Below are 26,267 nucleotides of genomic sequence, written 5' to 3' on the forward strand. Positions count from 1 at the left end.
TTTGGGCAGTGCTGGAGGCAGCCGATGGTTTTCTTCCTCGAACCCCGGATTGGGGCTGGACTGTCAGGATATGTCGCCGAGATCGGCAGCGGTCTCATCTGCGCACAGCTCGGATTGCCCAATGAGCTCCACGACAATCACGCGAGCTATGTCGCCCACTGGCTCGGAATCCTGCGCGCGGACAAGACCGCGATCATCCACGCCGCGGCCAAGGCCGAACAGGCTTTCAACTATCTCCTCGCCTTCTGCAGCGATCATCGGGACGAGGGCGCGCCAGTGTCCGCTCCCGGCGATCCGCTGGCTGAGGCCGCCTGATCCCTCCCGCTTGCGAAAGGACCCCCTCATGGGTTGGCTCACCATGCCCTTCACGTCGATGGGCGGTCACGCCTCGGCAAAGGCCTATCTCGACGACCAGTTCACCTACAGCCGCGAGGTCGATGGGGGCACCTCGGGTCTCAGGGTGCTCGCCTCGTCCTGCCCACAGAACCGCACCTACTATGCCGCGGCGCAGGTGATGACCAACGGTGCCGGCGGCGAGGTGTTCGCGATCATCTGCAAGGTTCTCTGGAACCCAGGCAGCAAGACCCGTGAGCAGTTCGGCTACAAGGACATGACCGAGTCGATGGGGCCTTGCGAGGACGGATGCCCCCAGCACATCCTCGACCTGCTGACGCCGACCGACAAGGAGCACGCGCTCGACTGGCGTCGTCGCTGCGCCGAGAACCTGAAACGCCGCTCGCGCAAGGTCTCGGACGGCGATCGGATCCGGCTGGAGCAGCCGGTCACCTTTTCCGACGGCCATGTCGGCCAGGAATTCATTGTCGAGAAGCAGGGGCGCCGAGTGACCCTTCGCGACCCGGAGACCCGCGGCCGCTACCGGATCAGCCGCCTAATGGAGCGGCAATGGCGGATCGTGCCGACCACGAAGGTCCACAAGACGATCTTCGCCTGAGCCCCGCCGGTATCATGCTTTCCGAAAAGGATCTGACATGCTTGACCTGAGCACCGGCCTGTCCCCCAAGCGTCTGCTCCTGTGCAGTCGCGAAAACGCCCACCGTGTCGCATCCCGGCTGTTCGACGAGCGGCCGGGTCGCGTCAGCATCGTGCGCACCACCAACCCGATCCAGCCTTTCCGGGTCTGCACCTGGCCGACGTTTGGCGAGCGTGTCGAAGTCGAGATGGTGCTTTGAGGCCCAGCGTTCAAAGCGAGGAGGGCGGCGCCATCGTCGGCCCGCGGCAGGTGCCCTTTCTAGGCCCAAGGTATGACTACCGACCTCCGTTCAGACGGACAGGGTCGGATCGGCCCACCATGACGGGCCCTGCTCGAAGGCGGCGTCCAGCTTCACGATCGGACCGTCCGGCGCATCGGCGACATAGGGATTGGCGAGCGGCATCCGCGTCGCCTTCAGGCGACCCTGCTCTCCCGCGACCCGGCCGCGGCGTTCGAGCAGATCCTCGAGCCATTCCAGATCGTCGAGCATCGCCACCACGCCTCGCCCGGCCAGGCAGAAATAGACGCAACGCTGGAAGTCGTCGGCACCGTCGTTGGCGAGAATCTCGGACAGCTTCCCCTTGCCGGCGGGGATGCCCTCATGAACCCAGTTCACAGCCTCGCGCAGTTCACGAACCGAATAATAGGCGTCCTCGACGTGCATCCCGATCGATGCGTTCGCGATCATGCGGCGCGTCGGCCGGTTCTCGGAATCCAGCGCCGCATCGCGCAGCGTGATGTCGAGGTCGAAGCGCTCGCGGAACGGTGTCGTCGTCATGGCAAATCTCCTGCGCCACAGAACGTATCGTGAACGCGCCGGGCCGTCAATATCACCAAGCCCAAGGAGCCCGCTATGCCGATTGAGATCATCGTCGGGCTGCCGCACCTAAGCGAGGGACCGATCCTCGCCCAAGCTCGCGCATTGCAGCAGCCCGCGCTCATTTCCGCGAATGGTTTGTCTCGCTGGACAGAACGGCGGGGGTGGCGGGAATGGGACGGGTGGCGGCTTTCCCAGCTTAGGAATGCCAAGGGACTGACGGCGCTCTGCCTGGACTCTGCCGGATTCGTCGCGGCGGCTCGATACGGCGGCTTCCCTTGGTCGCTCGCCGATTATGTCGCGCTCGCGGCCGCCTTTCCCTTTCGGTGGTGGGCGAGCGCCGATTATTGCGTCGAGGCAGAAATCGCTCGCGACCGCGAAGAGGTCATCGACCGCCTCTCGCGCACGATCCGCGCCAATCTCGACTGTCGCCGTCTCGCCCAGGATCACGGCATCGCCGACACCCTGATGCCGGTCATCCAGGGCCGCCGACCGGAAGACTATGAGCGCTGCATAGAGGCGCTGTGGGGATCGCTGAAGCCCGGGTCGCTGATCGGCGTAGGCAGCATGTGCCGGCGAGACGTCCATGGTCCGGAGGGGGTCATCGCCGTCATCGACCATCTGGATCAGATATTGCCCAGGGGGGTCCGGCTGCACGCATTTGGCGTGAAGGGTTCGGCGCTGCCATACCTGCTTCCGTTCGAGCACCGGGTCGCATCGATCGACAGCCAGGCATACGGCATCAGCGCCCGACAGGCCGCCCGCCAGGCCCGTGTGTCCAAGAGCGACCGCTTCGTGGCCGACCATATGGCGCGGTGGGTGGGCGCACAGCTCGGACGCCTTGCCAGCCACCCTTTGCGCCTGCCGCACCATCGGCCTGCGGAACCCGATTCCGTCCCGACGGCCCCTTGGGAAACGGCGATCGCGCAGGCCCGAGCCGAGATCCGCGAGCTCATCGAGAGCGGGGATCTCGATCACGACGAGGTGACGGCTCCGTGGATCGAGCAATGGGCGACTGACATCTACCGCGAGCGGCTCGCCGGCTGATGAGAGGGGAGGGGGGCAGGAACGGGGTGAGCATGAGGCTCGCCAGAGTGAGGCACCCATCCCCGACGGAGGTGCCCCGCTACCCTGCAAGGAGATCGGCCGTGACCGCACCCCAGCCCACCGGGACCACCATCGTCCCACTCGCCCGGATAGCCATCGGCTACAACCCGCGCCGCTACTTCGACAGCAAGAAGCACGACGAACTTGTCGCGTCGCTCAGGCTGCGCGGCATGCTTCAGCCGATTCTGGTGCGTCCGGCGGACGATGGCGAAGATCGCTACATCATCGTCGCCGGCGGGCGGCGGTATCGCGCCGCGCTCGAAGCGTTCGGTGCGGACGGCGAAGCGCCGGTCATCATCCGGGAGATGACCGACCAGGAAGCGCTCGAGGCGGCCATCGACGAAAACGATATCCGCGATGACGCCTCCGAAACCGAGCAGGCCGATGCCGCGGTCCGGGTCCTCGCCGCCTGCCAGAACGACCGCGGCGAGGCCGGCCGGCGTCTTGGCTGGTCTCGCGCCAAGCTCGACCGCCGCCTCGCGCTGGCCAACCTTTCGGACGCGGTGAAGCTCGCGCTCGACGAGCGCCGCATCAAGGTCGGCCACGCCGAACTGCTCGCCGCCGTGCCGGCGGACAAGCAGGACAAGGCGATCGATACCATCCTGGGAGCCGGCCTCGACATCGGGAAGACCCGCGACCTCCTCATGCGCGTAACCCAGAATCTTGCCGACGCCTGTTTCGACAAGTCCGAATGCACGACCTGTCCGTTCAACTCCGGGACCCAACGCGCGCTCTTCGAGACCCACGTCGACGATGGCCATTGCACCAACGCGGCATGCTTCCAGCTCAAGACGGACGCGGTAGAGCAGGCCCGTCAGGAGGAGCAGGACCGTTCCGCCTCAGCCGACGACGCCGCCGACGAACACGATCTCGACGAGGCTGACGAGGCCGAGGATCAGGAAGATGAGCGAGCGGACGGGGTCGAGGCGACCGCTCGGCGAGCCGCGCTCGCGCCGGGTAGTCCGTCAGGTCGCGCGACCGTGCGATCGAACGCGAACGCCAATGGCCCCAGCGTCACCGCGAAGTCGATCGCGGGCCGCACAAGCGATCTGCGGGAGGCAACCTGGCGCACCGCGCTGGCGCGCGGGCTCGCAGATAACGCTTCTGATGCTCGAACCGCCATCCTCGTCGCCGCGCTGACCGGCACGCTCTCCCAGATCAAGTCGAGCACGCTGACGGCGCGAGCCGGCCTCCTCGTCAACCCGTCGTTCCCTGATCTGGGCTTCGGGGGCAAAATCGATGAGGTTCGCGAGCTTACTGAGGCCCAGGCGGCAACGGCGCTCTCAGCGATCGGCGCCGCCTACGCCCGCGACGTGCAATCGTTCAGCCATGTCGCCGATCTCGCAAGGGCGTTCGACGTCGACATCCGCCAGGTCTGGCAGGTCGATCGCGCCTTTCTCGAGCGATATACCAAGGACGAGCTGAAATTCGTCGCCCGGGAGTGCGGGCTGATTTCGTACATGGGCGAGAAGGCCTTCGCCAAGCTTCTCGGCTCCAAGAAGGCCGATCTGATCACCGGCATGCTGAACGCCGCCGGCTTCGATTGGGCGGGCCGGCTGCCGAGCGCGATGACCCTCGACGGGCAATATGGCGCGGCGCCCGGCGCCGCCCCGGTGTCCAGCCGCCGCGTCGATGCGCTCGCCGCCTGATCCACTTTCCTCGCATCCGAACAAGGACGAACAACCATGCTTATCGCAAACCTGCTCCCGCTGCTCCACCGCTATTCGTTAGGGTTCGACCTTGTCGCCGGGCCGGACGACACCGTGACCCTGACCGTCATCCCTCGGAAGGTCGAGGGCACGACGGCCGCCCTCGAGGTCGGCGAGACACGGCCCATCTCCATCACCGCAAGCGCAGCGGAAATCGACGCGGAACTCGCGCGCGGCGCCGACGGCGCGCTCGGTCAGCTGATCGCGACGCGCAGGACGCTCGCCGATCAGATCGCCGACCAACGTGAAGCCGCTGAAGCCGCCAAGGCCGCGTCCGCCGAGGCCGCCAAGTCAAGGGCGACACCGGCGCCGGCAAGGACGGCGACCACTTCCGCGTCGCCGGCACCAGCTCCGAACGCGCTCCCGGCCGAGGCCAAATCGGACGAGCCGGCAAGCCTCTGGTGACGGCCCCCGCTTCGGCCCGTGTTCAAATTCTCAGGAGAAGCCCCATGCAGATCAATCACCTCGCACGCGCTTATCGATATGATGGAATCGACCTCCCGGTCCCGCCCCACCTTGCCGAAGACCCGCAGGGCCTGCGCGCCTACCATGCCACCCTCTATCCCGCGATTCTGAACGCCGAGCTGGTCGACGCCGGCGTCACCGCGGGTACCCATGTCACCGAGTACCGCCGCGCGGTCGGCACCAAGGGATAGCCGTGGCGCGCAAGGCCGACGCGGTCCTTCCCGCCGCACCCCGCAAGACACTCCTCGAATGGATCGAGTTCGACGATGGCGACGCTACCCGCTCTCCCGGACCACCCTGCGACCCGCAGGCCCAGGCCCTCCACCTCAAGATCCTCATCGACCCGGCATCGCAACACGGCGAACCGGCCGAGCCCCTCCAGTCTCCCAACGGCTTGCGACTGCCCCCGCTCGGCTGACCTGGCCGGGCGGTCGGTCGTCTTGTCCCGGGAGATCCCGGTCAGCTTCGATCAGCCGCTTGCACGTCATCACAAGCTGATTGGCGGTTGGGTTGCATCGCGCGACCAGACGGCACGGCGTTGCACGCGCGCTGAGGCCCGGCGCCGCATCGAGCGCGTTTTCGATAAGGCGGTTCTGGATATTCTCAGGCCGCTCGAACTGGCCGAACTGCGCGTCGCCGTCCTCAACAGCGAGGACATGGACGCGCCGGCCATCGCCATCGTCTGCGACAGTATGGGGCAGCTCGACCTCGGCTGGATCGAGACCAGCGACGCCCAGATCGGCTGGCGCGCCGCTGCCTACACCGCGCTCGCCCGGACTATGGGCTCAGCGCTTCCGATCTTCGGCTACGATGATCTCTTCGACGAAATCTCGATGTATTATTGGGACGGCGAAACCGACGACGAGAGCGCACGCAATGCGCTCGTCGCCTATCACGGCGCCGACCCGGACGATCTCGAAGACACCATCCTGCCCTCGGACATGAACGGCCGACGGCCGGAGTGGATGATCGCGGCAAACGCCGCACCACCACGGTCGCTGCCCAACGGCCTGCGCACCGCGCTTCGCAATCTGCGTTGCAGCCACCGGGCGCTTCGGGCCCTGCCGGATGAGCGAAACGCCTGGCATTTCGACGGCGCGACCATCCACGAATATTTGCCGGACCTGGAGCAGTGCTCGTCATTGCCTCCCCTGACGCTCGTGCCCGTCGAGCAGTTCGCGCGCGAGGTCGACGATGTCGCCCGCCACGGCATGGAATACGGCTTCATGGACATCGCCGGCCTCTGCCCGCTGCCGGACGCCACTCGCGTCACCGATTGGTTCGCATCGCTCGAGGCGGGCGCCCGGTTTCTGCTCGCCGCCCAAGAGCTGATCCAGCTCGATCCCGACACCCTTTGAGGCAGCCATGTCAAAGCATTCGACCCAATTCGAAGCCACCGCCGGCGGGCTGGTGCTGACCAACGCCATCCTGCTTTATCGAACCGAGGCCGCGAGAAGCGGCACGCGCTACAGCGCTCCCGGCCAGGATGGGCGGGCGTTCGCCAGCCTTCATCACATCGAGCATGATGACGACGCCGGGCCGAGGATCGCCGCCGGCACGCCCCTGACGCGGGCGCATCTGCGCCAATGGTCCGAGGCACTGGGTCGCGCCGCCGCGCCCGAGCTACTTCCGAATAACGTGCTCGTTGCGCACCAGGATCTCCTCGCGTGGTGGATCCCGGCGAAGGTTCGGCCGGCCTACTTCAATCTGAGCGCGCCACCCCCCGGCCTGAAGGCCCTTTCCACGAAAGCGGTGGCTTCGGTCCCTTACCCGGCCCACCTCCTCGTGGCCACGAGACGAGCGCTGGGAGTCTACGCGCTTCGAGAGGATGAGCGGCCGACTGCCGACTCCATCGTCTTCCATTCGCCGATCCTCAATGTCTACGCCGACGGCACGCTATGCTGGGGGAATATTCCGAAGCCCGGAACGCTGTCCGTCTCCGCCATCCCGGAGTTCGAACGGGCATTGTTCGAGTCCTGGTCGACCCATCCCAATCACGGGCAGGACCAGACGGTCTCGGGGAAGGGTGGGCTCATCTCCCTTTGGGACGACCTTGCGGCGCGGCGCGCCGCCCGCTTCCCGGTCAGGCGTCTCAAGGCTTTCGCCGTCAAACGTCGGTCAGTTGCGGCACCGTCCCGCAAGGCGATCGAGCCGCTGACGCTTGGCCAACTCATCGAAAGGACGAGACGATGACGGCGCTCGCCGATGACCCCACGGCGGCTGCCCTGCTAGCGGCCGTCCCATGCTTCCCTGCGCCGCCGAGCGGCAGCTCACCCGGCCTGGACGCGGTGCAGGCTTCGCGCGCGGGCCATTGCCTCGCGATCGGCCGAGACGGCGTCTTCCTGATTATCAGGCGCCCTTGGCTCGAGCTGGATGTGCCTGTCACGCCGCCGATTGCCGCCTACCTGCCCTATGGTAGCGTGGGCGAGCCTCGCGCCAACCTTCGATGCGGCCTGATACCACGGGCGTTCCTGGCCCAGATCATCGATCATTTCGGCGCGGCGCTGCCCAACGAGGCGGCGGCCTTCATCGTGTGGGACGAGGACGATCGGCGCTTCCTTCTCGATTTCCCGCAGATCGACGAGGCGACGCCGTCGCGCCTGGTCTATCGGACACCTGTCCTGCCCGGGAACCGCCACATCGTCTGCGACATCCACAGCCACGGCCATGGCCGGGCCTTCTTCAGCGCCACGGACGATACCGATGACGCTCACACCACCAAGATCGCGCTCGTCATCGGCCGGCTCGGTGGGCCCGGCGAGCCCGAGTTTGCCACGCGGCTTTGCGCCGGCGGGATGTTCCTTCCGCTTCCGCGCAGCCCCTTCGAAGGATCCGGCCATGCCGTCTGAGACCCGTGATCGCCACTTCCTGCCGGAAGGGCTCCACCACCGCGTAAGCAATGTCGTTCTGATCGGGTGCGGGGGAAACGGCGCCCAGATGCTGATGGGCCTCGCCTCGCTCGACACGGCGTTGCGCGCAATTTCGTCGCGATCGCTGCATGTGATCGTGGTCGACGATGACGTCGTAACCGAGGCCAACCTCGGCCGTCAGCCCTTCTACCGCTGCGATCTCGGCAACTCCAAAGCCCATACGCTGACGGAGCGGATCAACCTTGCGCACGGTCTTGCGTGGCGAGCTGTTCACGGCCGGGCGCCCGAGGCGATCGATGTATCGGGGGCAGACATTCTGATCAGCTGCGTCGATACCGCCTCAGCTCGCCGCGCCCTCGGCGCCGCGTTCGGTCGAGGGTCCAAGGTACCATTCTATTGGTTGGACCTCGGCAACCGCGCAGGCGATGGCCAATTCATCATCGGCTGCCCCGCCGCTGCCAATCAGCGGCACGAGCGCCGCTTGCCCACCGTCCTCGAATATTTCCCGGAACTCGCCGACGAGAGCCTGCCGGACGACGACGCGCCATCCTGCTCGGTCGCCGAGGCCCTGGAGCGACAATCGCTCTTCGTGAACCGCATCGTGGCAAGCCACGCGCTGTCACTCCTGTTCGACCTGCTCGGTCGCGGATCAATCGGTCACGCGGGTGCTTTCATCAACCTCGGCAGCGGACGCTGCGCACCGATACCTCTGCCGGCGGCTGCCTGATCGTCGACGCCTAGCGGCGTGAAGGAGAAGAGAGGGGAAGGGGCTGGTCGAGCGGATTTGCGCTTGAGACCGGAGTACCCCGTCAATGACCTACGATGTCGCGATGCGCCACCAGCAGGCGCTCGACCCCAGCGCCCTGACTACCATCGGCACGGGCTTGCACGCCATCCACGCCGCGATCACCGATTGCCGCAATGCCGGGAAGGACGCCGAGTGCGACGCTGCCGTCATACTGCTCGTGAGGCATCTCGTATCGGTGACCGAGCGCCGCCCGGACAGCATGGTTCTGCGCCGCACCTGCATGGACCAGATCGCCGAGATCCGCCGACATCCTGTGCTGCGCACGCTCGCCTATCGCGGCGTCGCCTATGACGAGGCCGCGAAGCGCACCTTCCATGCCGAAGGGCGAACCGCGATGCGCCGGCTCGCCGAGGCCCTGGGCCTCGAAGCCGAGAGCTACTCCGTCCGCTCCAACAAGGGCGGCCCTGCGGTCTCCGGCGAGATCACGCTTCACGGTGACCAAGTCTATGTCCAGCTCTCACTGGGCGGGCTCGGCCAGGATCGGGAGGTGCTCTACCGGCGCGTGAGCGGCCGCACGGATTATTGTGGCCAGCGCAACCATTTCGCGTCGATCACCTTGCTGCTTTCGCCCGATCGCTTCGCAGCGCAGCTTCGGCGTGACCTGCAGCTTTCGCTTCCGGTCGCGCAGGCGGTGCGACTCTTCGCCTGACGCTGCGGGCCAATATCATGCAGACAGACCGCAGCCAGCGATGGCGGGAGCGGCGCTCGTTATGGGCGCGCGATCTCGAGCTCATCGATCCAAGCGCCTACCATGTGGATGTCATCGAGCATGGCGAGGCACGCGCGTTCATCGCGCGCCATCACTACCTCCGGTCCTATCCGGCAGCTCAAGTCGCTGTTGGACTGTTCGGTGCCGCTGGCGTCCTCGAAGGCGTGGCGGTGTTCGCAGTCCCGACCACGGGGGCCGTTATCTCGCGTCATACCGGGTTCGACGACCCTGCGCGCGGCTGCGTCCTGGCCCGCTTCATTCTCACCGATGCGGTGCCCCAGAACGGTGAAAGCTATTTCCTGGCGCGCGCCTTGCGGCACCTCCGCCGGGAACGCCCAGTGATCGAGGCCGTCGTATCTTACAGCGATCCCGGCGCGGGTCACATCGGCCGCATCTATTGTGCGCTCTCGGCCGCGCACCGGGCGATCACGAGGCCGCGTTCAGTCCTGCGGGTCGGCGACATCACGGTTTCAGGTAGGACGCTCTCGAAAATCCGTCTCGGCGAGCAAGGCCATGCTGGCGCGATCGACCAGCTCGTTGCCCTCGGGGTCCCGAGGCCGGCCATCGGCGAAGAGCCGCGCCACTGGCTCTGGCGGTTACAACGCGAGCGGCACCTCGTTGCCCACCAACAAGCCGGGCTGTTCGCCTATTGCTTCGAGCTTACCCGCGAGGCCCGCCGCCGCGGCCGCGTACTCCCCCGGCTGCCCTATCCCAAAGCGCTTCCGGTCCAGCATCCGACGCTGCCGCTCTTTGCCGCCGAGGCCGAGAGCATCGGCGTGTGCCGGACAAATCGCGCCAGCCCTATGGAGACAGCATGACCGACCAGATTTCTCGCATTGCCGTTCTCAACGACCGTGTCCGCCAAGGTCTCGATCCAAGGGCGCGCATCGTTATCACCGCAGCGTGCGCGGCGGCGCTTGCCGATGGCGACGACCGCCACGAGACCGTTCGCAGCTACGGCGATTTGCTGATGGCGATCGATCGCTGCGACTTCGCGCCCGACGAGCGCGTCGAGCGCCGCCGCGGTGAGGTCACGTTCCAAGGCCGGCAGATCCGCTTCGCAATCGACTATTATGATGGCTCGATCGAGTGGGGCTCCGAGAACCCGGCCGACCCGGACGTCACGACGCGGGTCATGACGATCATGCTGCCGGAAGACGACTAGCCCTTAGCACGCCCCTGCATCCAAATCGGAGGTTTTATGCGTCGGATCACCCCGGCCACGCCCGAGCACTGCCAGGCCATCGCGATTGCGGTTGAGCGAATGCGCGAAGCCCGTAGTCTGCTCCGTCAGGCTGGCGCCCGTCAGGCCGCGTCGGCGGTGGGAAAGGCGATCAGCAGCGCCGAGGGTGCAGCACGCCACGTTCAGCACCGGCTTCAAAGGAGCAACGCATGAGCCGTCATGATCTTGAGCCGAAGCCGGACAGCATCGACGTGGTGCGGGCCGTGATTGGCTGGGATCGCCCGCTCCAGACATTCTTTGCGCAGGTCTTCTTTACCACGGAAGACGAGCCCGCCGAGGGCGAGCCCCTGATCTGGACCGGCATGGAGCCAGGGGAACTGCTCACCGCCGAGGCCGCGATTGCCATCGTCGCGCCGCATGCGATCGTGCCCGCCGGACTTGCCGAGCAGCTTACCGCCGAGATGCGCGCAACGAACGGCATCAAGGACGGACTTCACCAGGCCACATCCAAGCGCCGCCTGTTCGGATCGATTCACTAGCTGAACCACCTGCCCAGGCAGGTTTCCCAATAGCAGCAGCAACCCGTCGCAGCCGCCTTCGCGGCAGCACGCTCGGCTGCGCAATTTTGAAGAGTTTTCAATGGCCGACCGCGTATCCGCTTCGATCAGCATAGGGGGTGTGCTCAGCGCGGGCGCCTATGCCGAGTTGATCGAGATCATCGCCAGCGAAGGCCTCGCCACCGAATGGGACGGTGAGCCGTTCGAACCGCACCACCATGTCGCCGGTGAGCCGCTTCGTCTTTTCGCTCACGAAGTGGCAGGCGGCAGCTTCGACGAACTGGAAAGCTGGTGCCTTTCGCGGCGCGTCCCCTTCGTGCGGTGGTGCGGCGGCTATTCCGGTCAGTGGGGGCCGGAGCGAGTCGTTGCGACAGGCGACGGCAACGCGGCCTCCTATACGGTCACCGAAAACGACGAAGTCGTCGTCAGCCGCAGCAGGGTCGAATCGCTTGGCTCGCTCGCGGCCGTCATCGCCTTTTTCGACGGTGCCGAGTTCGCCGTGCCCCCGCTGATGGTCAGCACTTCCGCCGCCGACATCCCGGCCATCCATGGAGCCGGCAATGTCCAATAGCTACACCAAAGCCGCGTTCGGCATCGTCGTCACCAGCCCCGAAGCCGATCTGCTGCGTCGCGTTATCGGCGCGATCGAGTTAGTCGGCGATGTAGAAATCGGCCTCGAGGCGCTTAAAGCGCATTTTCATGGCATGGGCGAAGACTTCGCCGCGCTCTTCCCGCGCACGGCGGAGAGCCCGTTCGACGGGCTTCTAGACCTTTTCCCGGACGAGAATTTCCCGATTCTCGATTTCGAGATCGACTTCGGGGAAGCCGACGCAGACGGCCGGGTCGCCTTGTTCTTCTCAGGCGAACAGTTCGGCGTCGAAACCGCCGCCAAGCTGATCCAGCGCTGCGCCCAGTCCGCTTTGCCATTCGGCTTCGAATGGGCATCGGATTGCGACAGGCTGCGCGCCGGCGAGTTCGGCGGCGGCTATGTCGCCATAAGCCACGCCGCGGTCGCAAGGCAGGCGCAGACGCCGCACCCGCAGCGCCCAAGCAGACCGGACGCCGCAAGGCACAGCCCGCCGAAGCGGCACCCAGCGAGAGTTGATCCGCCCACGCTTCCGAAGGACGAAGAAGATCGACCCGACGGCGCCGAAGTGGCGCTCGTCGGAGCGGCGCTGGCGCGCCTTACTCGGCCGAATGGCCGAGGAGAGGAGCGGGTGAGAAAAGGTGTTCGGACAAGGGGTTCGAGCGAACTTTCTCAAGGAGACGACCCGTGAACATCGGCACCATCACCCAGAACAACAGCGGCACCTACACCGGCAAGATCTCGACGCTGACGGTTGCGATCGTGATCGCGCTGCGCACCGTTCACTCTGCCAATCCGCGCGCGCCCAAGTTCGAGATCCTCGCACTCTCGGCCGCTCGCCAGTGGGTGCAGGTCGGCGCGCTGTTCGAGCTCTCGTCCAACTCGACCGGAGAAACCTTCCTCAACGGCAAGATCGAGGATCCGAGCCTCGACAAGCCGCTCTACATCTCGGCCTTCCGCCAGGAGGACGGCTCGTACAACATCGTCTGGTCGCGCCCGACGCGCCGTCGCGATGCGCCCACCGACACGGTGGCGGCTGACGACGGCCTGCCGCCGCTGCCGGGTACGGGCGAGCCTGTGGCGCCGGCGGGCGCCGACGGGCTGGGCGAGTCCTCGGCCGATGGCGCGTTCGGCGGCGCGCACGCGTCCGCCGGCGAGCCCGCATCTGGTGGCCGTCGTCGCCGTCAGCCCGAGATGGCCGACTGATCTTCCCACCGCGCGTCCACCAGGCGTGCGGTGTCTGACAGGGCTCGCTTCGCTCCCCCGGCGAAGCGGGCCCTATTCTTGTTCTCGCCTACCGGCCGATCTTGCGATCTATCCGGAAACTCCGTACATTCCGGATAGGAGAATCATCGTGCCACAGACCGCCAGTTCCGTTGAGGTTTCGAAGTCTTTCGGCCGCTTCAGTCGCCAGGCCCTCGAAAGCCCGCTTACGATTACGCATCATGGACACGAGAGCCTCGTGCTCCTGTCGCATGCCGAGTATCAGCGGCTCAAGAGCCGTGATCGTCAGGTCTACACGCTCGATGACGTTCCGGACGACATCGCGGAGGGCGTGCGCGCCGCGCGGGCGCCGGCCGAGGCCGCCGCCTTCGATAACGAGGTCGGGTCCTGACGCGTGGCGATTCCTGAACCGGTTCCAGGTCTCGTCATCCGCTACGCCTATCTCTGGAGTCACGAAGCCAAGGCCGGCCACGAGGAGGGCAGCAAGGATCGCCCCTGTGCAATTCTGTTGGCAGCAACCACAAAGGCTGGCGCCAAAATGGTCACCGTCCTTCCGGTGACGCACACACCTCCGGCTGACCCGAAACTTGCGGTGGAGATCCCGGCGGCGACGAAGGCGCGCCTTGGACTCGATGACGAGCGATCATGGGTGATCCTCACCGAGCTCAATCATTTCCAATGGCCCGGCCCCGACCTGCGACCGACGCCCGGCGATCCGGCGGGCGACGTCGCCTATGGTATGCTCCCGGCGAGCCTTTACGAGACCATCCGCACGCGCTGGCTTGCCGCCTATGACGCCGGCAAAATCGCCCAGGTGAAACGCACGTCCTGACCTGCTGCGCTCCAAGGCGCAGCGACTCCGTAAGCGGGGCGCCGCAGTTCTGGACGGTCGCGCGATCGACTGGGCATTGCCGTCGCGGGTCGCATTCATCCTATGGGCCAGCGGCTTTCCGTCGCCGGTTCCTGACACCTGCGGCGAGACGGGCGCCCGCCACAACCCCGTCCGCTCGCCCGTGTTGCCGCTTCGCGGCTGCCCGCGCCTGCTCCCTCCAGGGGTTTCCCTGCGCGCTACGCGCACCGGTGTGGCGCGCTCCCGCACGCCGCTCTTCGGTGTCACCGGCGGAAAGGCCGCTGGTCCCAACGAGGAGCAGTCCCATGAACAACGTCAACATCGCCGGCCGAGTCGCCAAGGACCCCGAGACGCGCGGCACCGTCACCACCCTGATCGTTGCGACGGATCGCTTGAAGCTCAAGGACGGCAAGACCTATGTCGACGAGGCGACCGGCTACACCGCCAAGGACACCGAGTTCCACAAGGTGACCTGCTTCAACGGGCTCGCGCGGTCTGGTGCATCGCGCAAGAAAGGCGACGCCGTCGCGATCACCGGGAGTCTCCATTATTCGAGCTGGGACGACCGCGACGGTGTCACTCGCTACGGATGCGAAATCTGGGCCGACAAGATAGACTTCTTCTGACATTCGGCGGGCGGCGCTCCGGCGCCGCTTCGTCACCAGAGCGGACCCGGGACGGCAGACTTCAGCCGTGACGCGGCGGAGCGACGAGCAGGTCCGCGACGCTCTGCGCAAATCCCTGCGCCAGCAGCGCCTCTTCTCGCGTCAAGATGATCTCGTTCGCCATGCTCGCGTCGAGCAGATTCTTGAGCCGCGCTGCTAGTGCCAAGGCCGCTTCCTTGATCAATGCCTCGTCCATCTCGCGCCCCGCGTCGTTGATGCTGGTGCTTGCAGGCAGGCACGGGACTCATGTCGCACCGCTGCCCGTCGTCACGCTATAGCATGGTTCACGCCACAGGCAGACCCATCCTATTCTCCATCTGCGGCGAGCGGAGCTGCGAGCGGCGTCACCGCGGTCGCATAGACCCAAGCCCTTGCAAGCTGGCCGGAGAGCGGGTCTCGGAACAGGATCTTGCGCCATCGGCCCTTGCTCTCTTCCACCGCGATCTCGGTACCCTGCGGCGCCTTCCACACGACGGCTCCACTGCGCGACGGCGCGTCTCGCAATGTCGCAGCCCGCGTCAGATAGGCGCGCTGATGCTGCGCCAGGAGGGCCGCCTCGGACTGGGCTGCGGCTTCGTGGTATCTGTGATGTTCTGCCTGCGTCCGATCGATCTTCTCGTTCAACGAGCTGAAGGCTGCCTTCTCATCGGGGCTCATCGTCTGCTGCTGCGGTATCAGCGCATAGGCGCCCAAGATCGTCAGAATGAAGCTGATGAAACCGACCAGGCCCATGCGTTGCAACTCCGGCAACGTGTTGGGACCAAGACTCTGAAAGAAGCTCAGGACGAGATCGAACAACGAGCCTTGCAGCCGGGCCGTCTCTTCATCCGTTTCCGCAGTGACGATCGCCGCAGCCACCTGCTGCATCTCGATCACGGTGCGCGCTGCGAATGCGGTCGCGGTTTCCCGCTCCTCGTTGCTGGCGCGCAGGGTTAGCGTATCGATCACGAGCATCCGCTCGGCGATCGCGCTGAAGGTCGTGAACCGCGGTAGCGCCTCGGCGATCACGCGCCTGTAGGTCTCGCCAGCACTGGCCGCAGCGATCGCTGATGCAACGAGCGACTTGCTCGTTTCGAACGCACGCACCGTATCGAGCACCGACGAGGCCAGATGCCGCTGCTGGTCGAGCAATGACCTGTCCTGTTGGGCGATTCGGCGCGCCGTGTCGGTGACCGACAGTGCCCACGCATTGCTGGTCAGGTGCTTGAGGCTCTCGCGTTGCTTGCGATCCTGCTCAAGCGTGTCGAGTATCCCGCGATAGGGCGCGTCGAAGTCAAATCCGCGCAGCATCTCACTGGCGGTCTTCGCCTGTCTGATCGCGTCGGCGACTGCGCTGCCGCCGAGCGCGTTGCGGTACAGGGCGGCGCGTTCCCGTTCCTCGCGAAGGAAGCGGTCGGTGGCGCTCTCGGGCAAGCCAAAAGGGTTGGTCCTCATGAAGGCAACTCTGTCAGATCGACACGCCCGGAGCGACCAACATTTCAAGAACCGATCTGCACCGCCACCGGGGTTCGACGCATCCCACCCTGCGGGCGGGACCGGCGCTCTACTCGCCTGCGGCTCCCGGAGCCCCGTCTCCGCCGGGTCTCCGCCCTTACACGGGTAACGATCACCTTGCGGGTGCGTGGGAGAGGTGGGTGACCAAAAATCTCTCTCTCTGAATTCCTAGTTGTGACGTGCGGGGATCCGAGCCCGTCAAGGATGAGCGGTTCCCCCAATTTTCACGATCCCTGCGCTTCGCTCCGGGCCCGAGAAAATCGGCTCCCCCGCTCCCCGCTTCGCGGCGTTAACCGGGGTCCGGCTGGCGCCGGCTTCCCGATTAACGTCCCTGACCGGCACGACCACCGCACGTCGAATGAGAAGCCTCATCGAATGGATGAGATTCCAAGGAGGCTATCATGCAGACCAGTTTCACCAACTTCGCCGACCTCGCCAGCCACATCGCCGCCGCGCGCGAACACGAGGACCTGACCCAGACCTACGAAGGCGCTTTCATCGAGCATAGCGAGATGGCGAAGCTCAGCATTGTCGAGGCGCCGGAAGCGCTGGACATGCCCGATCCCGAGCAGGTCCGGGCCGCCGTCGAGATGATGATGCAGACGATGTTCGATGTGCTGCGCGACACGCGCATGGAGGCCTTCGCGACCGATCTCGCCTGGGGCTTCGCGAACAGCTTCCACGTCGTGGCGAAGCGGATCGAAGGCCGGGAGGATGACGCGGCCAAGAAGCTCGGCGAACTCGCCCGCGCCTACGATCCCTCCGAGATCTACGCGACCGAACTGGAGGATACGCAGCTCCTCTGCCAGACGCTGCAGGGGTGCCGGGAAGCCATGGAGTGCATGCGCGACCATGCCGCCGAGGTCTACCGTGTCGAAACCGGTAAGCCCTTCTCGCCGGTGCGGGGAAGCCGGGTGTCGAGCGCGCTTAACGCCTCGATGATCGATGCCCGCGACTATCTCGCCTCACGCGCCCGGGAACGTCGCGAACAGTTCGCGCCCGAGGGACCCGTGGTGGCCTTCTCCGGCGGTCAGGTCTGGGAAGACGGCGACCTGCTCTGGAAGGGTCTCGACAGCATCAAGGCGCGCATTCCCGAGATGATCCTCGCGACGACCGCGCAGGCCAAGGGGTGCGATGCCGTGGCGCACGCATGGGCCGCATCGCGCGGCGTGAAGGTGATTCAGTTCCGGCTCGATCGCAGCCAGGGCAACCGGGCGGCGTTCGTCCGCAACGACCGCATCCTCAACCTCAAGCCGGTCGAGGCAGTCATCTGCGAGGGCTCGGGCATTCAGCAGAACCTCGCCCAGAAACTGCGGCAGGCAGGTGTCCCGCTGCACATCGTCCGCCTCGCCCAGCAACGCAGCCAGCGCGCCGCGTGAGGCGCTTGTCCGAGAGGCTCCGGCGCAAGCCGGGGCCTCTCTTTCTTCTCTGCGTCGACGTCCGGCGCTCAGGGGCATCGAGCCCCTTCGCGCCGCGAGACCGGGCGCGTGCGCACTTGCTACGCGGCCCCGCCGGTGGCGGCAAAGGGGAGGGGGGAGGGCGGTAGTGGATCAACAGGGGAGGACGAGATGTCCGTCACGTTCCGCATCGCCACTGCCGCCGACGACCGCGACGGCCCGACCGCCGCCATCAGCACCTGCCAGCTCGCCGCGTTTCACGCCCTCCTTCGCGACGAGGGCGAACGCTCCGGCATCGTCCTCGCCGACCCCGATCCGGAGGAAGGCGGCTTCCTCTCCAACCATCTTGAAGCGCGGGTCTGCCCGGTGGCGCTGGCCACGATCGCCAGGCTGTTCGACTATGATGAGGCGGTCATCACCGTCGTCGAGGAAGCCCAGTTCCGCCGCCGCCGCATCAGCGTCTGTCCTGTCAACCAGGCCGGCGTGCTCGCCATGCGCGTTGCCCTTACGTCCGACCTCGGCCACGAACTCGACCTCGCATCGAGCAACGCTTTTGCGCTGCTCGAAAGCCTCGGTCTCCGACCAGACAGCGTTGGTGAAATCCCGGTGGATGCGGTTCGCGCGAGACTCGCGCATCCGGCTGTTCGCCGACGCGCCGCGATGGAAGGCACCAGCGTGTATCTCGATCGACTTGATCGGCTTCTGACCACCGCCGATCCCGATGATGCGCCCCGGCTGGAATGGGCATAGCCTCCGTCCAATCCACTCCACAGCGCAGGGCGCGTCGCTCCGGCGGCGCGCCCATTTTTTTGCTTGGAGGGCCCGAGATCCCGGTCGCAGCCGGCCCTCAGTTCCGCGGCAATGCTCGGTCGTCCTCGCTCACCGGTTGGCGAAGCAAAGAGTCGATCGCGCGCTGCGTATGGCTGGCAGCCGCGACCTCCTCCGCGGTCCCGAGATAGACCAGCGACTGGCGCAGCAGCGCCAGCGCCAGCGCACGCGCGACGACCTGCTCTGACGGGTTCGTATCCATGTCCCGATCCCGAGCGCGAAGGTGATTCCAGCGGCAGTCGGCGGTGCGCCCAGCCAACAACTCCCGCGCGCTAGGCGCGGGAGCCGGGGCTGGTAACACGTCGAGACATGCGCCTACGCTTTTAGTGCCGAGGCACCTGGACATATGCGCAGGCACCCCGGCGTGATCACTCACCCCGAGTTGCCGTTCTCGACGGGATTACCAGTCCCGGCGCCGCCCGTTTTGCAGCGCCCGAGCGGACTAACATGTGGCCGGACATCGAACCATAAATTTGTGGATCGAAGACACAGGCGACGGCCTGCCGAGGCCACCGGCCACGGTGACCTCGGAGAACTAACCGCCGGGCTTCTGACGCGGTTCGGTTAACGCTTTCTCCCCGCAAGGGCGCGCACCTGGCAGCACGCTGGAGCCGGATGGCTCGCCCGCCGCCGAGACCCCGATCAGGCTGCCGGAACGTGGCCGGTCGGCACGCCGCCCCGCATCACGGCAGGGAACCAGTCGCACACATCACGGCCTCCCGCCGGTCCCCAAGCGGGGGGATAAAAATCTCTCACAGACTTCCAAGGATGTCGTTGAGGGAGCCGCCGCGTCAAGGACGGCGGGGCCCCACCATTTTCTTCGGCGAATCGAGGCCGATCCCCACCCTTCGGCGATAGTGGCCGCCGAAAAAAATCGTGACCCCCACCGCCGCTGCGCGGCGCCGGCGTTGCCGGCGTCCCTGACCCGGCGGCTCCCTCAACGACGGCCATTCCCCTGTCATTCAAGACGACAGGAGGCTTCCATGCAGACCATCTCGACCGCCGCCCACGCCGACGCCGCCAACTACCTCGCCGCCCTCGCATTCGCCGAGCGCCGCGCGCTTCACAGCTTCTTCGACCAGCACGTCATCGAGGAGGGTGACGGGCGCTACGTCGCCATCGACGAGGGCGACTATGACGCGCTGCCGATGACGCTCATCGACCGGGTCGTACACACGGTTCCGGGACGCATGTCCGACGAATTCTGAGCATCGGGGAGGGGCTGCGGCCTCTCCCCCTTTTTTGCTTGGAGAGGTGCGGTCATGGGGGGCATCGAACCCCCCATGACCGCGGGGGGGGGGGGGGGGGGGGGGGGGGGGGGTGGGGTGGGCGTACGCCCCCCCCCCCCCCCCCCCCCCCCCCCCCCCCCCCCCCCCCCCCCCCCCCCCCGCCGCGGCGATGCCGCGGCAGGTGCGGATTCAGGCCGCCAATCGTTTCTCGACTTCCTCGATACCAAGTCGCTTGATGCGATCGGCGAGGTCCGCCAGTCGCCTGGCATCGAGCTTGAGCAGGCCCGACTTCTCGACCGTCGCGATCGCCTGCTCGCGCTCGCGTTCCTCCAGCTTTCGCCGCCGCTCATTTAGCCGGCGCTCATCTTCCTCGAGCGCCAAACGCTCCTGTTCCAAGGTCTTTGCCATAGTTGCCTCTTGTGAAGGCTAATCGGGCTATGAACCGGTCCGTTATACCGATGACAGGCGCGGCCCGAAAGGCGTTTCAGGGAGCTTGGGCGGATCGGGCTGGCGCCCGAACACGGCTCTATTCGCTAAGGTCCCGTGCCGACCCTTCAGGCCGACAAGCGACCTAACCTCACGGAGCCGAGGCTGGCGCCTCGTCTCCGCCCATGCGGGTCACGATCCTCGCCTGGTCAATGGCGTCTTCGGCCGCAATTGCATCTGCGACGCCCGGGAACAGCCCGTAGTTTTCGCGCCGGCACGCCACGGTTGGCCGGACATCCCGAGGGCTCGACGCTTTCCCGCCGGCACTTCCGCCTGGCGGCGGCCTCATGCCCCGCCGGAACCGGGAGCGGGCACTTCCCAACATCACTGGATCGGGACCGGGACCAACGATCGGCCCCATAGGAGATGCACACCCTACGCACCTGAAGGTGCAGGGTTTCCGTTGCTGCACAACGGCTTAGCGCGGAAGGGAAGGGGAGTACGCTGTAGTACGGTGGCGGGGGAGCGTAAAAGTCGCAGATTTCCGCCATTCTCTGGTACTACCCGAGACTACGGCGCGGGCGGGTGAGAAGACCGGCTTGTCGCTGCCCTGCCGCCGAGGTATAAGCGTCGCCATTCTTCAGTCCCCACCAGCCTCCCTGCTAGGAGGTTGGTCTTGGCTACCAATTATCGGCACTACAATATTCGCCTGGAGCGCTCCCAATGGGATCGTCTCAGCGCGATCGCAGCCGATCAGAAGCTGACCGTCGCCGACATCATCCGGTCGGCGCTCGACGTCTTCCTCTCCTCCTCCGATCTGCTGACCGCCAGCCAGCGCCGCCTGGCCCGCATCAGCGAGTTTCAGCAGCTCGCGCTCGATGTCATCATCCGCGAACAATACCCCGAATTGCGCGACCGTCTTGTAGCCGAGACCGACAAGCGCCTGGTGCAATATCATGGCGCGTGAGGACATCCGCTCGAATGGGCAGAACATCCCGCTCACTCACCACTCCGCGCGTGGTCGCGTGCAGCGCAACTCCGGCAATTTCACCCGCGGCTCCCAGCTCCTGACCCACGAAATGCTGATGTGGTTTTCGGGCGCCCGGCTGCCCGTCATCGCATGGTTATTTGCCTTCCTTCTTGCCTGGTTCGCGATCCTGTCATTCCGCCTCGACGAGCATGGCTTCCAGCTCGTCTGCATGAAGCTCTACGCGACGCTTTGGAACTGGATCGAGCTCAACCCGAACAAGCGCGTCAACGTCACGCTGCCCAACGGCGAGATCATGCGCACGATCATGCCGGCAGTGCCGTTCATCCCCGAGGTCCAGCAGGCTTGGGCGACGACGATGCGGGCCTTGATCGGATCTCTGCTGGTCTCGCTTTTCGTCGTCGCGCCGCTGGCGATCTGGTTCATCGATCTCTCGCGCCGGAGGGGCAAGACGATCCTTCAGGAGCGGCACGAACGTGGCGCCATGCTCGTCGAAAATGGCGTGCTTCAATCCGAAATCGCCCAGCACAACCTCGCCAGCTTCGAGGACGATGCGCGCAAATTCTTTCCCGCGCTCTCGCCGAAGGCCGTGCTGAGGCTGACGTTTCAGGAGCGAAAGGCGGGCGGCATTCACCACCCCTATTCGCTCGCCGGCGTGCCTTACCCGCACCGCATGGAGCAGTCTCACACGATGCTGATCGGGACGACCGGATCGGGCAAGACCACCGAGCTTCGCAGCCTCGTCGCGCAGATGCGCGACCGCCGGGACAATGCCGTCATCTTCGACCTGACCGGTGCCTATGTCGAAGCCTTTTTCGACCCCACCCGCGACACGATCCTGAATCCTATGGACCAGCGCTGCCCGGCCTGGTCGATCTTCAATGACTGCCGCACGCACAGCGAATTCACCGCCGCTGCGGCCGCGCTGATTCCCTCTGACGGCGGGTCCTCCGAACCCTTCTGGGCGCTGGCCGCACGCACACTGTTCATCGAGATGTGCATCCGGCTTCAGGAGCGGGGTCAGACCACCAATCTGGCGCTGTCCGAGAACCTGATGACCGCGGATCTCAAGCGGGTCCACCGCTTCCTCGCCAACACCATCGCCGATCCACTGACCGCCCCGGAAGCCGCTCGCATGGCAGAGTCGATCCGCGCCGTGTTCAACACCAACGCGCAGGTCCTGCGCTTCCTCCCCGACGAGGGCGAGCAGTTCTCGATCCGCGACTGGATCACGGGCGAAAAGCAGCCCGGCGCGATCCTCTTCATCACCTCCAATTACGTCGATCTGCCCATGAACCGGGCGCTGCTGACGCTTTGGATGGACCTGTGCATCAATCGCCTGATGACCATGCCGCGCACCCGCTCGCTGGGGATGTGGTTCATGTTCGACGAGCTCGGCGCGCTCCACAAACTGCCCGCCATCGAGAACGGCCTGCAGACCGCCCGCGCGTTCGGCGGCGCCATGATCCTGGGCATCCACAGCTTCGAGAAACTGGTCGAGGTCTATGGCGAACAGGGCGCCCGCAATCTCGCGTCGCTCGCCCGCTCGAAGCTCATTCTCGCGACCGCGGACCTCGACACAGCCGAGCAGTGCGCGCGCTACATCGGCAACCGTGAAGTCCGCCAGATGGATGAGGCCTACAGCTACGGCTACAACAACAATCGCGACGCCTCGACGCTGACACCCAGGAAGCAGGTCGAACCGCTCGTCATCGCCGACGACATCACCAACCTGCCTTCGATGCACGGCTTCGTGAAGTTCCCGGACGGCTTCCCGGCCGCGCGCATTCTGCTCGAGTGGAAGGACTATCCCCAGGTCGCACCGGGGTTTGTCGCCAGACCCTCCATGCAGCCCGTCCGCTCGCGCCGCGGCGAGGAGGCATTCGCGGACGAGGGGGGTGAGGCGGGCGGTCGCGACGGCGCCGTTCAGATCGTCGATGAGGTGGTCGATACGACCAATCTCGCCAAGGAGATGGCGGCGCGGATCCTGCAGATGCCTGCCGCCGAGCAAATCACGGAAGCCGATCGGGCGGCGCAGCGTGCCGACGACAAGAACGAACAGTCGACCCCCGCCAGCCACGCTGCCGACAAGGCCCAGGCGGCACGCGAGAAGGCGGAGGGACACGAGCCAGCAAACCGCTCGTCGGACGAGCGCCGCGACGGTCGCGCCGCGCCGCCACAGATCAGCCAGGTCGAGAACCAGACGCTAGTTGAACTCCGCCACGGCATCGCCGTCGGCCGCGACGACAGCGATCTCGACATGGGGATTTGATCGATGCACTCGATCGCCTCGGTCCGCTCCGCATCCGGTGCCGCGAACTATTTCGCGAAGGACGATTTCAAGGACAATTACTACACCGCCGACGGCGCCTCGGAGGTCAACAGCTGGAGCGGGGCAGGGGCCGAGGCGCTCGGCCTGGAAGGCGAGGTTTCGCGGGAATCATTCGAGGCGGTCCTGAGCGGGATATTGCCAAGCGGCGAGGGCGTGGCACAGGTCGAAAACCGCCGTCACGGCCTCGATCTCACCTTCTCGGCGCCGAAGTCCGTTTCGGTCATGGCCTATGTCGCCGGCGACAAGCGCGTGCTCGCCGCCAACATGGCAGCCGTCCAGAAAACCATGGCGTGGGTCGAAAAGAATCTCGCCGAGGGGCGCAAGGATGTCGAGGGGCGCAAGGTGCCGGTCCAGACCGGCAATCTCGTCTATGCACTCTTCCAGCACGACACCAGCCGCGCGCTCGATCCGCAGGCCCACGTCCATGCCGTAGTCGCCAACCTGACGCAGATGCCGGACGGCAAATGGCAGGCGCTTCATGCCGACAAGATCTGGAGCCACAATGCGACGATCGGCGCCATCTACCACGCCTATCTGCGAGCTGGATTGGAGAAGCTGGGTTACCAGGTCGAGTTGAAGGGCAAGCACGGCACCTTCGAGATATCGGGCGTGCCGAAAGCGGTGATCGATGCCTTCAGCCAGCGGCGCGAGGCGATCCTGGAAAAAGCTGCCGCGCTCGGGATCGTCTCGGCCAAGGGTCGCGACGGCGTCACCACCACGACCCGCGATCCCAAGCTCAACGTCGAGGACCGCGACGGGCTCGTTAAAGGCTGGATCGACAAGGCGGCGGGGCTCGGCTTCGACGGCAAGAGCCTCCTCGCCGCAGCCGAAGCCCGCGCCGGCCAGCGTCTCGGGGCGGGGCCGATCGAGCGCGGATATCGCGCGGTGAGCGATGCGATCGCGAGCGCTCGCACGTCGCTCGGCGGGCTCCTGCGCCCACGCGATCCTCTCGTCGACAGCGGGCTCGCCCGCGCTACCCAGTCGCCGGCGGTTGCGCGCTCGCAGCTCGCGGTCGCGTCGGCGGTCCGGATCCTGGCGGAGCGCGAGGCGGCGTTCAACGTCCATCTGCTCGCGAAGACTGCGTTGGACCTCGGCTTGAAGGGCGTCACGATCGACACGGTCGAGCACCGGATCGGCGAGCTCATCGAGACCCGCCAGCTTCTTCCCGGGGTAGCGCGACCCGGCGACAAGGGCGTCCAGATGGTGACCACGCAGGAAGCGCTGCGCACCGAAGAAGCGATCCTGAAAAGCGTCGAGGCAGGGGCCGGCAAGGCAGACCCGGTCGTCTCGGCGAGTGCTGCACCCGAGCGTCTGCAGAGCGTCGCCGATCGGCCGCTCAATGCCGGCCAGCTCGCCGCCGCGACGCTGATCCTGTCGTCGCCCGACCGCACCGTCACGATCCAGGGCGTCGCCGGCGCCGGCAAGTCGACGATGCTGCAAGCAGTGGCCCGGATCGCTGAAGCCGAGGGCCGAACTGTGCTCGGCCTCGCGTTCCAGAACAAGATGGTCGCGGACCTGGCCGAGGGTGCCGGCATCAAGAGCCAGACGATCGCGTCCTTCGTCCTCGCCAACGAACGGTTCGTCACCGAGCGCGATACGCCCCGATACGAGGAAGCGCGGGCCCGACTGGCAGGCGCCTCGCTGGTGGTCGACGAGACCTCGATGGTTTCGAGCAGCGACATGCTGACGTTGCACCGGATCACCGAGGCGCTCGGCGTCGACAAGCTGGTGCTGGTCGGCGATCGTCAGCAGCTCTCCTCGATCGACGCCGGCAAATCATTCGCGATGATCCAGGCGGCCGGAGGGACGATGGCGCGGATGGATGAGAACATCCGCCAGCGTACCGACACGCTGCGGACGGTCGCCGCGCTCGCCAATGTCGGCCGCGCGGGCGAGGCGATGAAGGTGCTGGGCGACAATGTTCATGAGAGCGCCAGCGCGCCCGAGACGGCGGCCGGCATGTGGCTCGCATTATCGGCCGAAGACCGCGATGCCACCGCCGTGTTCGCGTCGGGCCGCGCGTCGCGCGCGATCATCAATCAACGCATCCAGGATGGGCTTGCGGCCGAAGGAACGGTGCGCGGGCAGGGTATCCACCTCACGGTCTACGAGCGCGTCAATCTCACACGCGAGGAGTTGCGCTATGCCTCGACCTATCAGGTCGGCCAGACGCTCGACGTCGGCCGCGGCGGCGCGCAGGACATCGGTCTCAAGCAGGGGCGCTACGACGTCACCCGCATGCTGCCGGGCGGCAAGGTCGAGCTCAGCGACGGGCGGCGGCATATCCGCTTCGATCCCCAGAGCCTGTCGCCCACCGAGAAGCGGGATCGTCTCGAACTTACCCAGAAGAAGGACCTCCACGTCCGCGAGGGCGACCGCATCCGCTGGACCGCGAACGACAAGCCGCGCGACCTTCATAACGCCGCTCTCGCGCGCGTGCTGTCGGTGGACGCCGCGGGGGTGACGGTCGAAACAGCGGGCAAGCAGACTCTCACGCTGGATCTCGGCGATCCGATGCTGTCGCGGCTCGATCTCGCCTACGTGCTCAACATGCACATGGCGCAAGGCATCACGACCGACAAAGCCATCACGGTCATGGACAGCCACGAGCGCAACCTGTCCAACCAGCGGCTCTTCAATGTCGGCGTCACCCGTGTGCGCGACGAGCTCGTCATGGTGGTCGACGACAAGGGGAAGCTGGAGCGCCAGCTCGACCTCAATCCCGGCAACAAGACCTCGGCACTCGAGACGCTGGGCCGCATCGACATCGACGGGAAGAAGGGGTCAGCCGCGCCGGCAAAGTTCGATCCCGGTCCGATCGACGGCATCAATCTGGCCGACGCGGCCGACCTTCTCGCCGACTTGCCGCCCCTTCCGGACGGAGCCCTCACGCCGGCCGCCGCGCCCGCAGCCGCATCGAAGAGCGGCGACCTCACGGCCCCGGCAGACCTCAAGCCCGACAAGGGCGACCTGCTGCCGCCGCTGCCGGAGCGCAGCCTCGGACTCGATTTGTGAAGGTAACAGCCGGCGCG

At 66.2% G+C, this 26,267-nt stretch carries 32 protein-coding genes and 1 pseudogene; 28 read left to right on the forward strand and 5 right to left on the reverse strand.

Going from position 1 to position 26,267, the window contains the following annotated elements; all coding sequences use genetic code 11:
- Positions 1-72 precede the first annotated feature (72 nt).
- From AC3WT0_RS11930 to AC3WT0_RS11940, 3 genes and pseudogenes are all read left to right on the forward strand, one after another.
- Positions 73-315: pseudogene (locus AC3WT0_RS11930) on the forward strand (zincin-like metallopeptidase domain-containing protein); the annotation flags it as partial.
- Positions 316-343: 28 nt separating this feature from the next.
- Entirely contained in the window at positions 344-952 is a 609-nt protein-coding gene (locus tag AC3WT0_RS11935; RefSeq protein ID WP_126001475.1) for a DUF6927 domain-containing protein, read from the forward strand.
- Positions 953-989: 37 nt separating this feature from the next.
- Positions 990-1,190 carry a hypothetical protein gene (locus tag AC3WT0_RS11940; protein WP_126001476.1) on the forward strand — a complete coding sequence of 67 codons (201 nt, stop codon included), beginning with the start codon at positions 990-992 and terminating at the stop codon, positions 1,188-1,190.
- A 90-nt stretch (positions 1,191-1,280) separates the two neighbouring features.
- Here the strand turns inward: AC3WT0_RS11940 and AC3WT0_RS11945 are convergent, their stop codons facing one another.
- Positions 1,281-1,769, reverse strand: a complete 489-nt coding sequence (locus AC3WT0_RS11945) for a hypothetical protein (protein ID WP_126001477.1) — start codon at positions 1,767-1,769, stop codon at positions 1,281-1,283.
- Between the two features lie 75 nt (positions 1,770-1,844).
- Here AC3WT0_RS11945 and AC3WT0_RS11950 point away from each other — a divergent pair, with 75 nt between their 5' ends.
- From AC3WT0_RS11950 to AC3WT0_RS12040, 19 genes are all read left to right on the forward strand, one after another.
- On the forward strand, positions 1,845-2,855 hold the full coding sequence (locus AC3WT0_RS11950) for a deazapurine DNA modification protein DpdA family protein (protein ID WP_126001478.1): 1,011 nt from the start codon (positions 1,845-1,847) through the stop codon (positions 2,853-2,855).
- 101 nt (positions 2,856-2,956) lie between these two features.
- Positions 2,957-4,564, forward strand: coding sequence for a PRTRC system ParB family protein (locus AC3WT0_RS11955; RefSeq protein ID WP_126001479.1), 1,608 nt, complete (start codon positions 2,957-2,959; stop codon positions 4,562-4,564).
- Positions 4,565-4,600: 36 nt separating this feature from the next.
- Positions 4,601-5,029 (forward strand): PRTRC system protein E, encoded by a 429-nt coding sequence (locus AC3WT0_RS11960; protein ID WP_126001480.1) that lies wholly within the window; start codon positions 4,601-4,603, stop codon positions 5,027-5,029.
- A 44-nt stretch (positions 5,030-5,073) separates the two neighbouring features.
- Positions 5,074-5,280 (forward strand): PRTRC system protein C, encoded by a 207-nt coding sequence (locus AC3WT0_RS11965; RefSeq protein WP_126001481.1) that lies wholly within the window; start codon positions 5,074-5,076, stop codon positions 5,278-5,280.
- Positions 5,281-5,282: 2 nt separating this feature from the next.
- On the forward strand, positions 5,283-5,507 hold the full coding sequence (locus AC3WT0_RS11970; protein ID WP_206431151.1) for a hypothetical protein: 225 nt from the start codon (positions 5,283-5,285) through the stop codon (positions 5,505-5,507).
- A gap of 22 nt (positions 5,508-5,529) precedes the next feature.
- Complete coding sequence (locus tag AC3WT0_RS11975) at positions 5,530-6,447, forward strand: hypothetical protein (protein ID WP_241213376.1); 918 nt, start codon at positions 5,530-5,532, stop codon at positions 6,445-6,447.
- Positions 6,448-6,454: 7 nt separating this feature from the next.
- Entirely contained in the window at positions 6,455-7,282 is an 828-nt protein-coding gene (locus AC3WT0_RS11980) for a PRTRC system protein B (protein WP_126001367.1), read from the forward strand.
- On the forward strand, positions 7,279-7,938 hold the full coding sequence (locus AC3WT0_RS11985) for a PRTRC system protein A (RefSeq protein ID WP_126001368.1): 660 nt from the start codon (positions 7,279-7,281) through the stop codon (positions 7,936-7,938). Before AC3WT0_RS11980 ends, AC3WT0_RS11985 begins: the two co-directional genes overlap by 4 nt.
- The gene (locus tag AC3WT0_RS11990; RefSeq protein ID WP_126001369.1) at positions 7,928-8,686 is read left to right on the forward strand and encodes a PRTRC system ThiF family protein; all 759 of its coding nucleotides are present in this window, start codon (positions 7,928-7,930) and stop codon (positions 8,684-8,686) included. Before AC3WT0_RS11985 ends, AC3WT0_RS11990 begins: the two co-directional genes overlap by 11 nt.
- An 85-nt stretch (positions 8,687-8,771) precedes the next feature.
- Entirely contained in the window at positions 8,772-9,416 is a 645-nt protein-coding gene (locus tag AC3WT0_RS11995; protein ID WP_126001370.1) for a hypothetical protein, read from the forward strand.
- 17 nt (positions 9,417-9,433) lie between these two features.
- Positions 9,434-10,294 carry a Mom family adenine methylcarbamoylation protein gene (locus AC3WT0_RS12000; RefSeq protein WP_126001371.1) on the forward strand — a complete coding sequence of 287 codons (861 nt, stop codon included), beginning with the start codon at positions 9,434-9,436 and terminating at the stop codon, positions 10,292-10,294.
- Positions 10,291-10,641, forward strand: coding sequence for a DUF3768 domain-containing protein (locus AC3WT0_RS12005; RefSeq protein WP_126001372.1), 351 nt, complete (start codon positions 10,291-10,293; stop codon positions 10,639-10,641). Before AC3WT0_RS12000 ends, AC3WT0_RS12005 begins: the two co-directional genes overlap by 4 nt.
- Positions 10,642-10,868: 227 nt before the next feature.
- The gene (locus tag AC3WT0_RS12010) at positions 10,869-11,198 is read left to right on the forward strand and encodes a hypothetical protein (RefSeq protein WP_126001374.1); all 330 of its coding nucleotides are present in this window, start codon (positions 10,869-10,871) and stop codon (positions 11,196-11,198) included.
- Between the two features lie 100 nt (positions 11,199-11,298).
- Entirely contained in the window at positions 11,299-11,787 is a 489-nt protein-coding gene (locus AC3WT0_RS12015) for a hypothetical protein (protein WP_126001375.1), read from the forward strand.
- Entirely contained in the window at positions 11,777-12,493 is a 717-nt protein-coding gene (locus AC3WT0_RS12020; RefSeq protein ID WP_126001376.1) for a hypothetical protein, read from the forward strand. Before AC3WT0_RS12015 ends, AC3WT0_RS12020 begins: the two co-directional genes overlap by 11 nt.
- The gene (locus AC3WT0_RS12025; RefSeq protein ID WP_126001377.1) at positions 12,490-13,008 is read left to right on the forward strand and encodes a DUF736 domain-containing protein; all 519 of its coding nucleotides are present in this window, start codon (positions 12,490-12,492) and stop codon (positions 13,006-13,008) included. The genes AC3WT0_RS12020 and AC3WT0_RS12025 overlap by 4 nt, the downstream gene beginning before the upstream one ends.
- Positions 13,009-13,156: 148 nt before the next feature.
- Positions 13,157-13,417 carry a type II toxin-antitoxin system Phd/YefM family antitoxin gene (locus tag AC3WT0_RS12030; RefSeq protein WP_164521750.1) on the forward strand — a complete coding sequence of 87 codons (261 nt, stop codon included), beginning with the start codon at positions 13,157-13,159 and terminating at the stop codon, positions 13,415-13,417.
- Between the two features lie 3 nt (positions 13,418-13,420).
- Positions 13,421-13,858 carry a hypothetical protein gene (locus AC3WT0_RS12035; RefSeq protein ID WP_126001379.1) on the forward strand — a complete coding sequence of 146 codons (438 nt, stop codon included), beginning with the start codon at positions 13,421-13,423 and terminating at the stop codon, positions 13,856-13,858.
- A 323-nt stretch (positions 13,859-14,181) separates the two neighbouring features.
- On the forward strand, positions 14,182-14,502 hold the full coding sequence (locus AC3WT0_RS12040) for a single-stranded DNA-binding protein (RefSeq protein WP_126001380.1): 321 nt from the start codon (positions 14,182-14,184) through the stop codon (positions 14,500-14,502).
- 61 nt (positions 14,503-14,563) lie between these two features.
- Here the strand turns inward: AC3WT0_RS12040 and AC3WT0_RS12045 are convergent, their stop codons facing one another.
- Together AC3WT0_RS12045 and AC3WT0_RS12050 are read right to left on the reverse strand one after the other, a co-directional pair.
- Complete coding sequence (locus tag AC3WT0_RS12045) at positions 14,564-14,737, reverse strand: hypothetical protein (protein ID WP_164521751.1); 174 nt, start codon at positions 14,735-14,737, stop codon at positions 14,564-14,566.
- Between the two features lie 110 nt (positions 14,738-14,847).
- Positions 14,848-15,975: an SH3 domain-containing protein gene (locus tag AC3WT0_RS12050; RefSeq protein ID WP_492753735.1), complete on the reverse strand. Its 1,128-nt coding sequence runs from the start codon at positions 15,973-15,975 to the stop codon at positions 14,848-14,850.
- Positions 15,976-16,436: 461 nt separating this feature from the next.
- Between AC3WT0_RS12050 and AC3WT0_RS12055 the strand changes: the two genes are divergently transcribed.
- On the forward strand, positions 16,437-17,414 hold the full coding sequence (locus tag AC3WT0_RS12055; protein ID WP_126001382.1) for a DUF2493 domain-containing protein: 978 nt from the start codon (positions 16,437-16,439) through the stop codon (positions 17,412-17,414).
- A gap of 189 nt (positions 17,415-17,603) precedes the next feature.
- Positions 17,604-18,182, forward strand: a complete 579-nt coding sequence (locus AC3WT0_RS12060) for a hypothetical protein (protein WP_126001383.1) — start codon at positions 17,604-17,606, stop codon at positions 18,180-18,182.
- Between the two features lie 97 nt (positions 18,183-18,279).
- Here the strand turns inward: AC3WT0_RS12060 and AC3WT0_RS12065 are convergent, their stop codons facing one another.
- On the reverse strand, positions 18,280-18,462 hold the full coding sequence (locus AC3WT0_RS12065) for a hypothetical protein (RefSeq protein ID WP_126001384.1): 183 nt from the start codon (positions 18,460-18,462) through the stop codon (positions 18,280-18,282).
- Between the two features lie 781 nt (positions 18,463-19,243).
- On the opposite strand from AC3WT0_RS12065, the gene AC3WT0_RS12070 reads away from it, so the two are divergent.
- Entirely contained in the window at positions 19,244-19,468 is a 225-nt protein-coding gene (locus tag AC3WT0_RS12070; RefSeq protein ID WP_126001385.1) for a hypothetical protein, read from the forward strand.
- Between the two features lie 210 nt (positions 19,469-19,678).
- Here AC3WT0_RS12070 and AC3WT0_RS12075 read toward each other — a convergent pair whose 3' ends face one another.
- Positions 19,679-19,897 carry a hypothetical protein gene (locus AC3WT0_RS12075; RefSeq protein WP_126001386.1) on the reverse strand — a complete coding sequence of 73 codons (219 nt, stop codon included), beginning with the start codon at positions 19,895-19,897 and terminating at the stop codon, positions 19,679-19,681.
- A 694-nt stretch (positions 19,898-20,591) separates the two neighbouring features.
- On the opposite strand from AC3WT0_RS12075, the gene AC3WT0_RS12080 reads away from it, so the two are divergent.
- The 3 genes from AC3WT0_RS12080 to mobF are packed head-to-tail and all read left to right on the forward strand — an operon-like array spanning position 20,592 to position 26,250.
- Positions 20,592-20,882, forward strand: coding sequence for a hypothetical protein (locus AC3WT0_RS12080; protein ID WP_126001387.1), 291 nt, complete (start codon positions 20,592-20,594; stop codon positions 20,880-20,882).
- Positions 20,872-23,175: a type IV secretion system DNA-binding domain-containing protein gene (locus tag AC3WT0_RS12085; protein WP_492753736.1), complete on the forward strand. Its 2,304-nt coding sequence runs from the start codon at positions 20,872-20,874 to the stop codon at positions 23,173-23,175. The genes AC3WT0_RS12080 and AC3WT0_RS12085 overlap by 11 nt, the downstream gene beginning before the upstream one ends.
- 3 nt (positions 23,176-23,178) lie before the next feature.
- Complete coding sequence (gene mobF, locus AC3WT0_RS12090; RefSeq protein ID WP_126001389.1) at positions 23,179-26,250, forward strand: MobF family relaxase; 3,072 nt, start codon at positions 23,179-23,181, stop codon at positions 26,248-26,250.
- The last annotated feature ends 17 nt before the right edge of the window (positions 26,251-26,267 follow it).

The sequence above is a fragment of the Sphingomonas sp. EU05-FHT14C10 genome, from assembly GCF_058790595.1.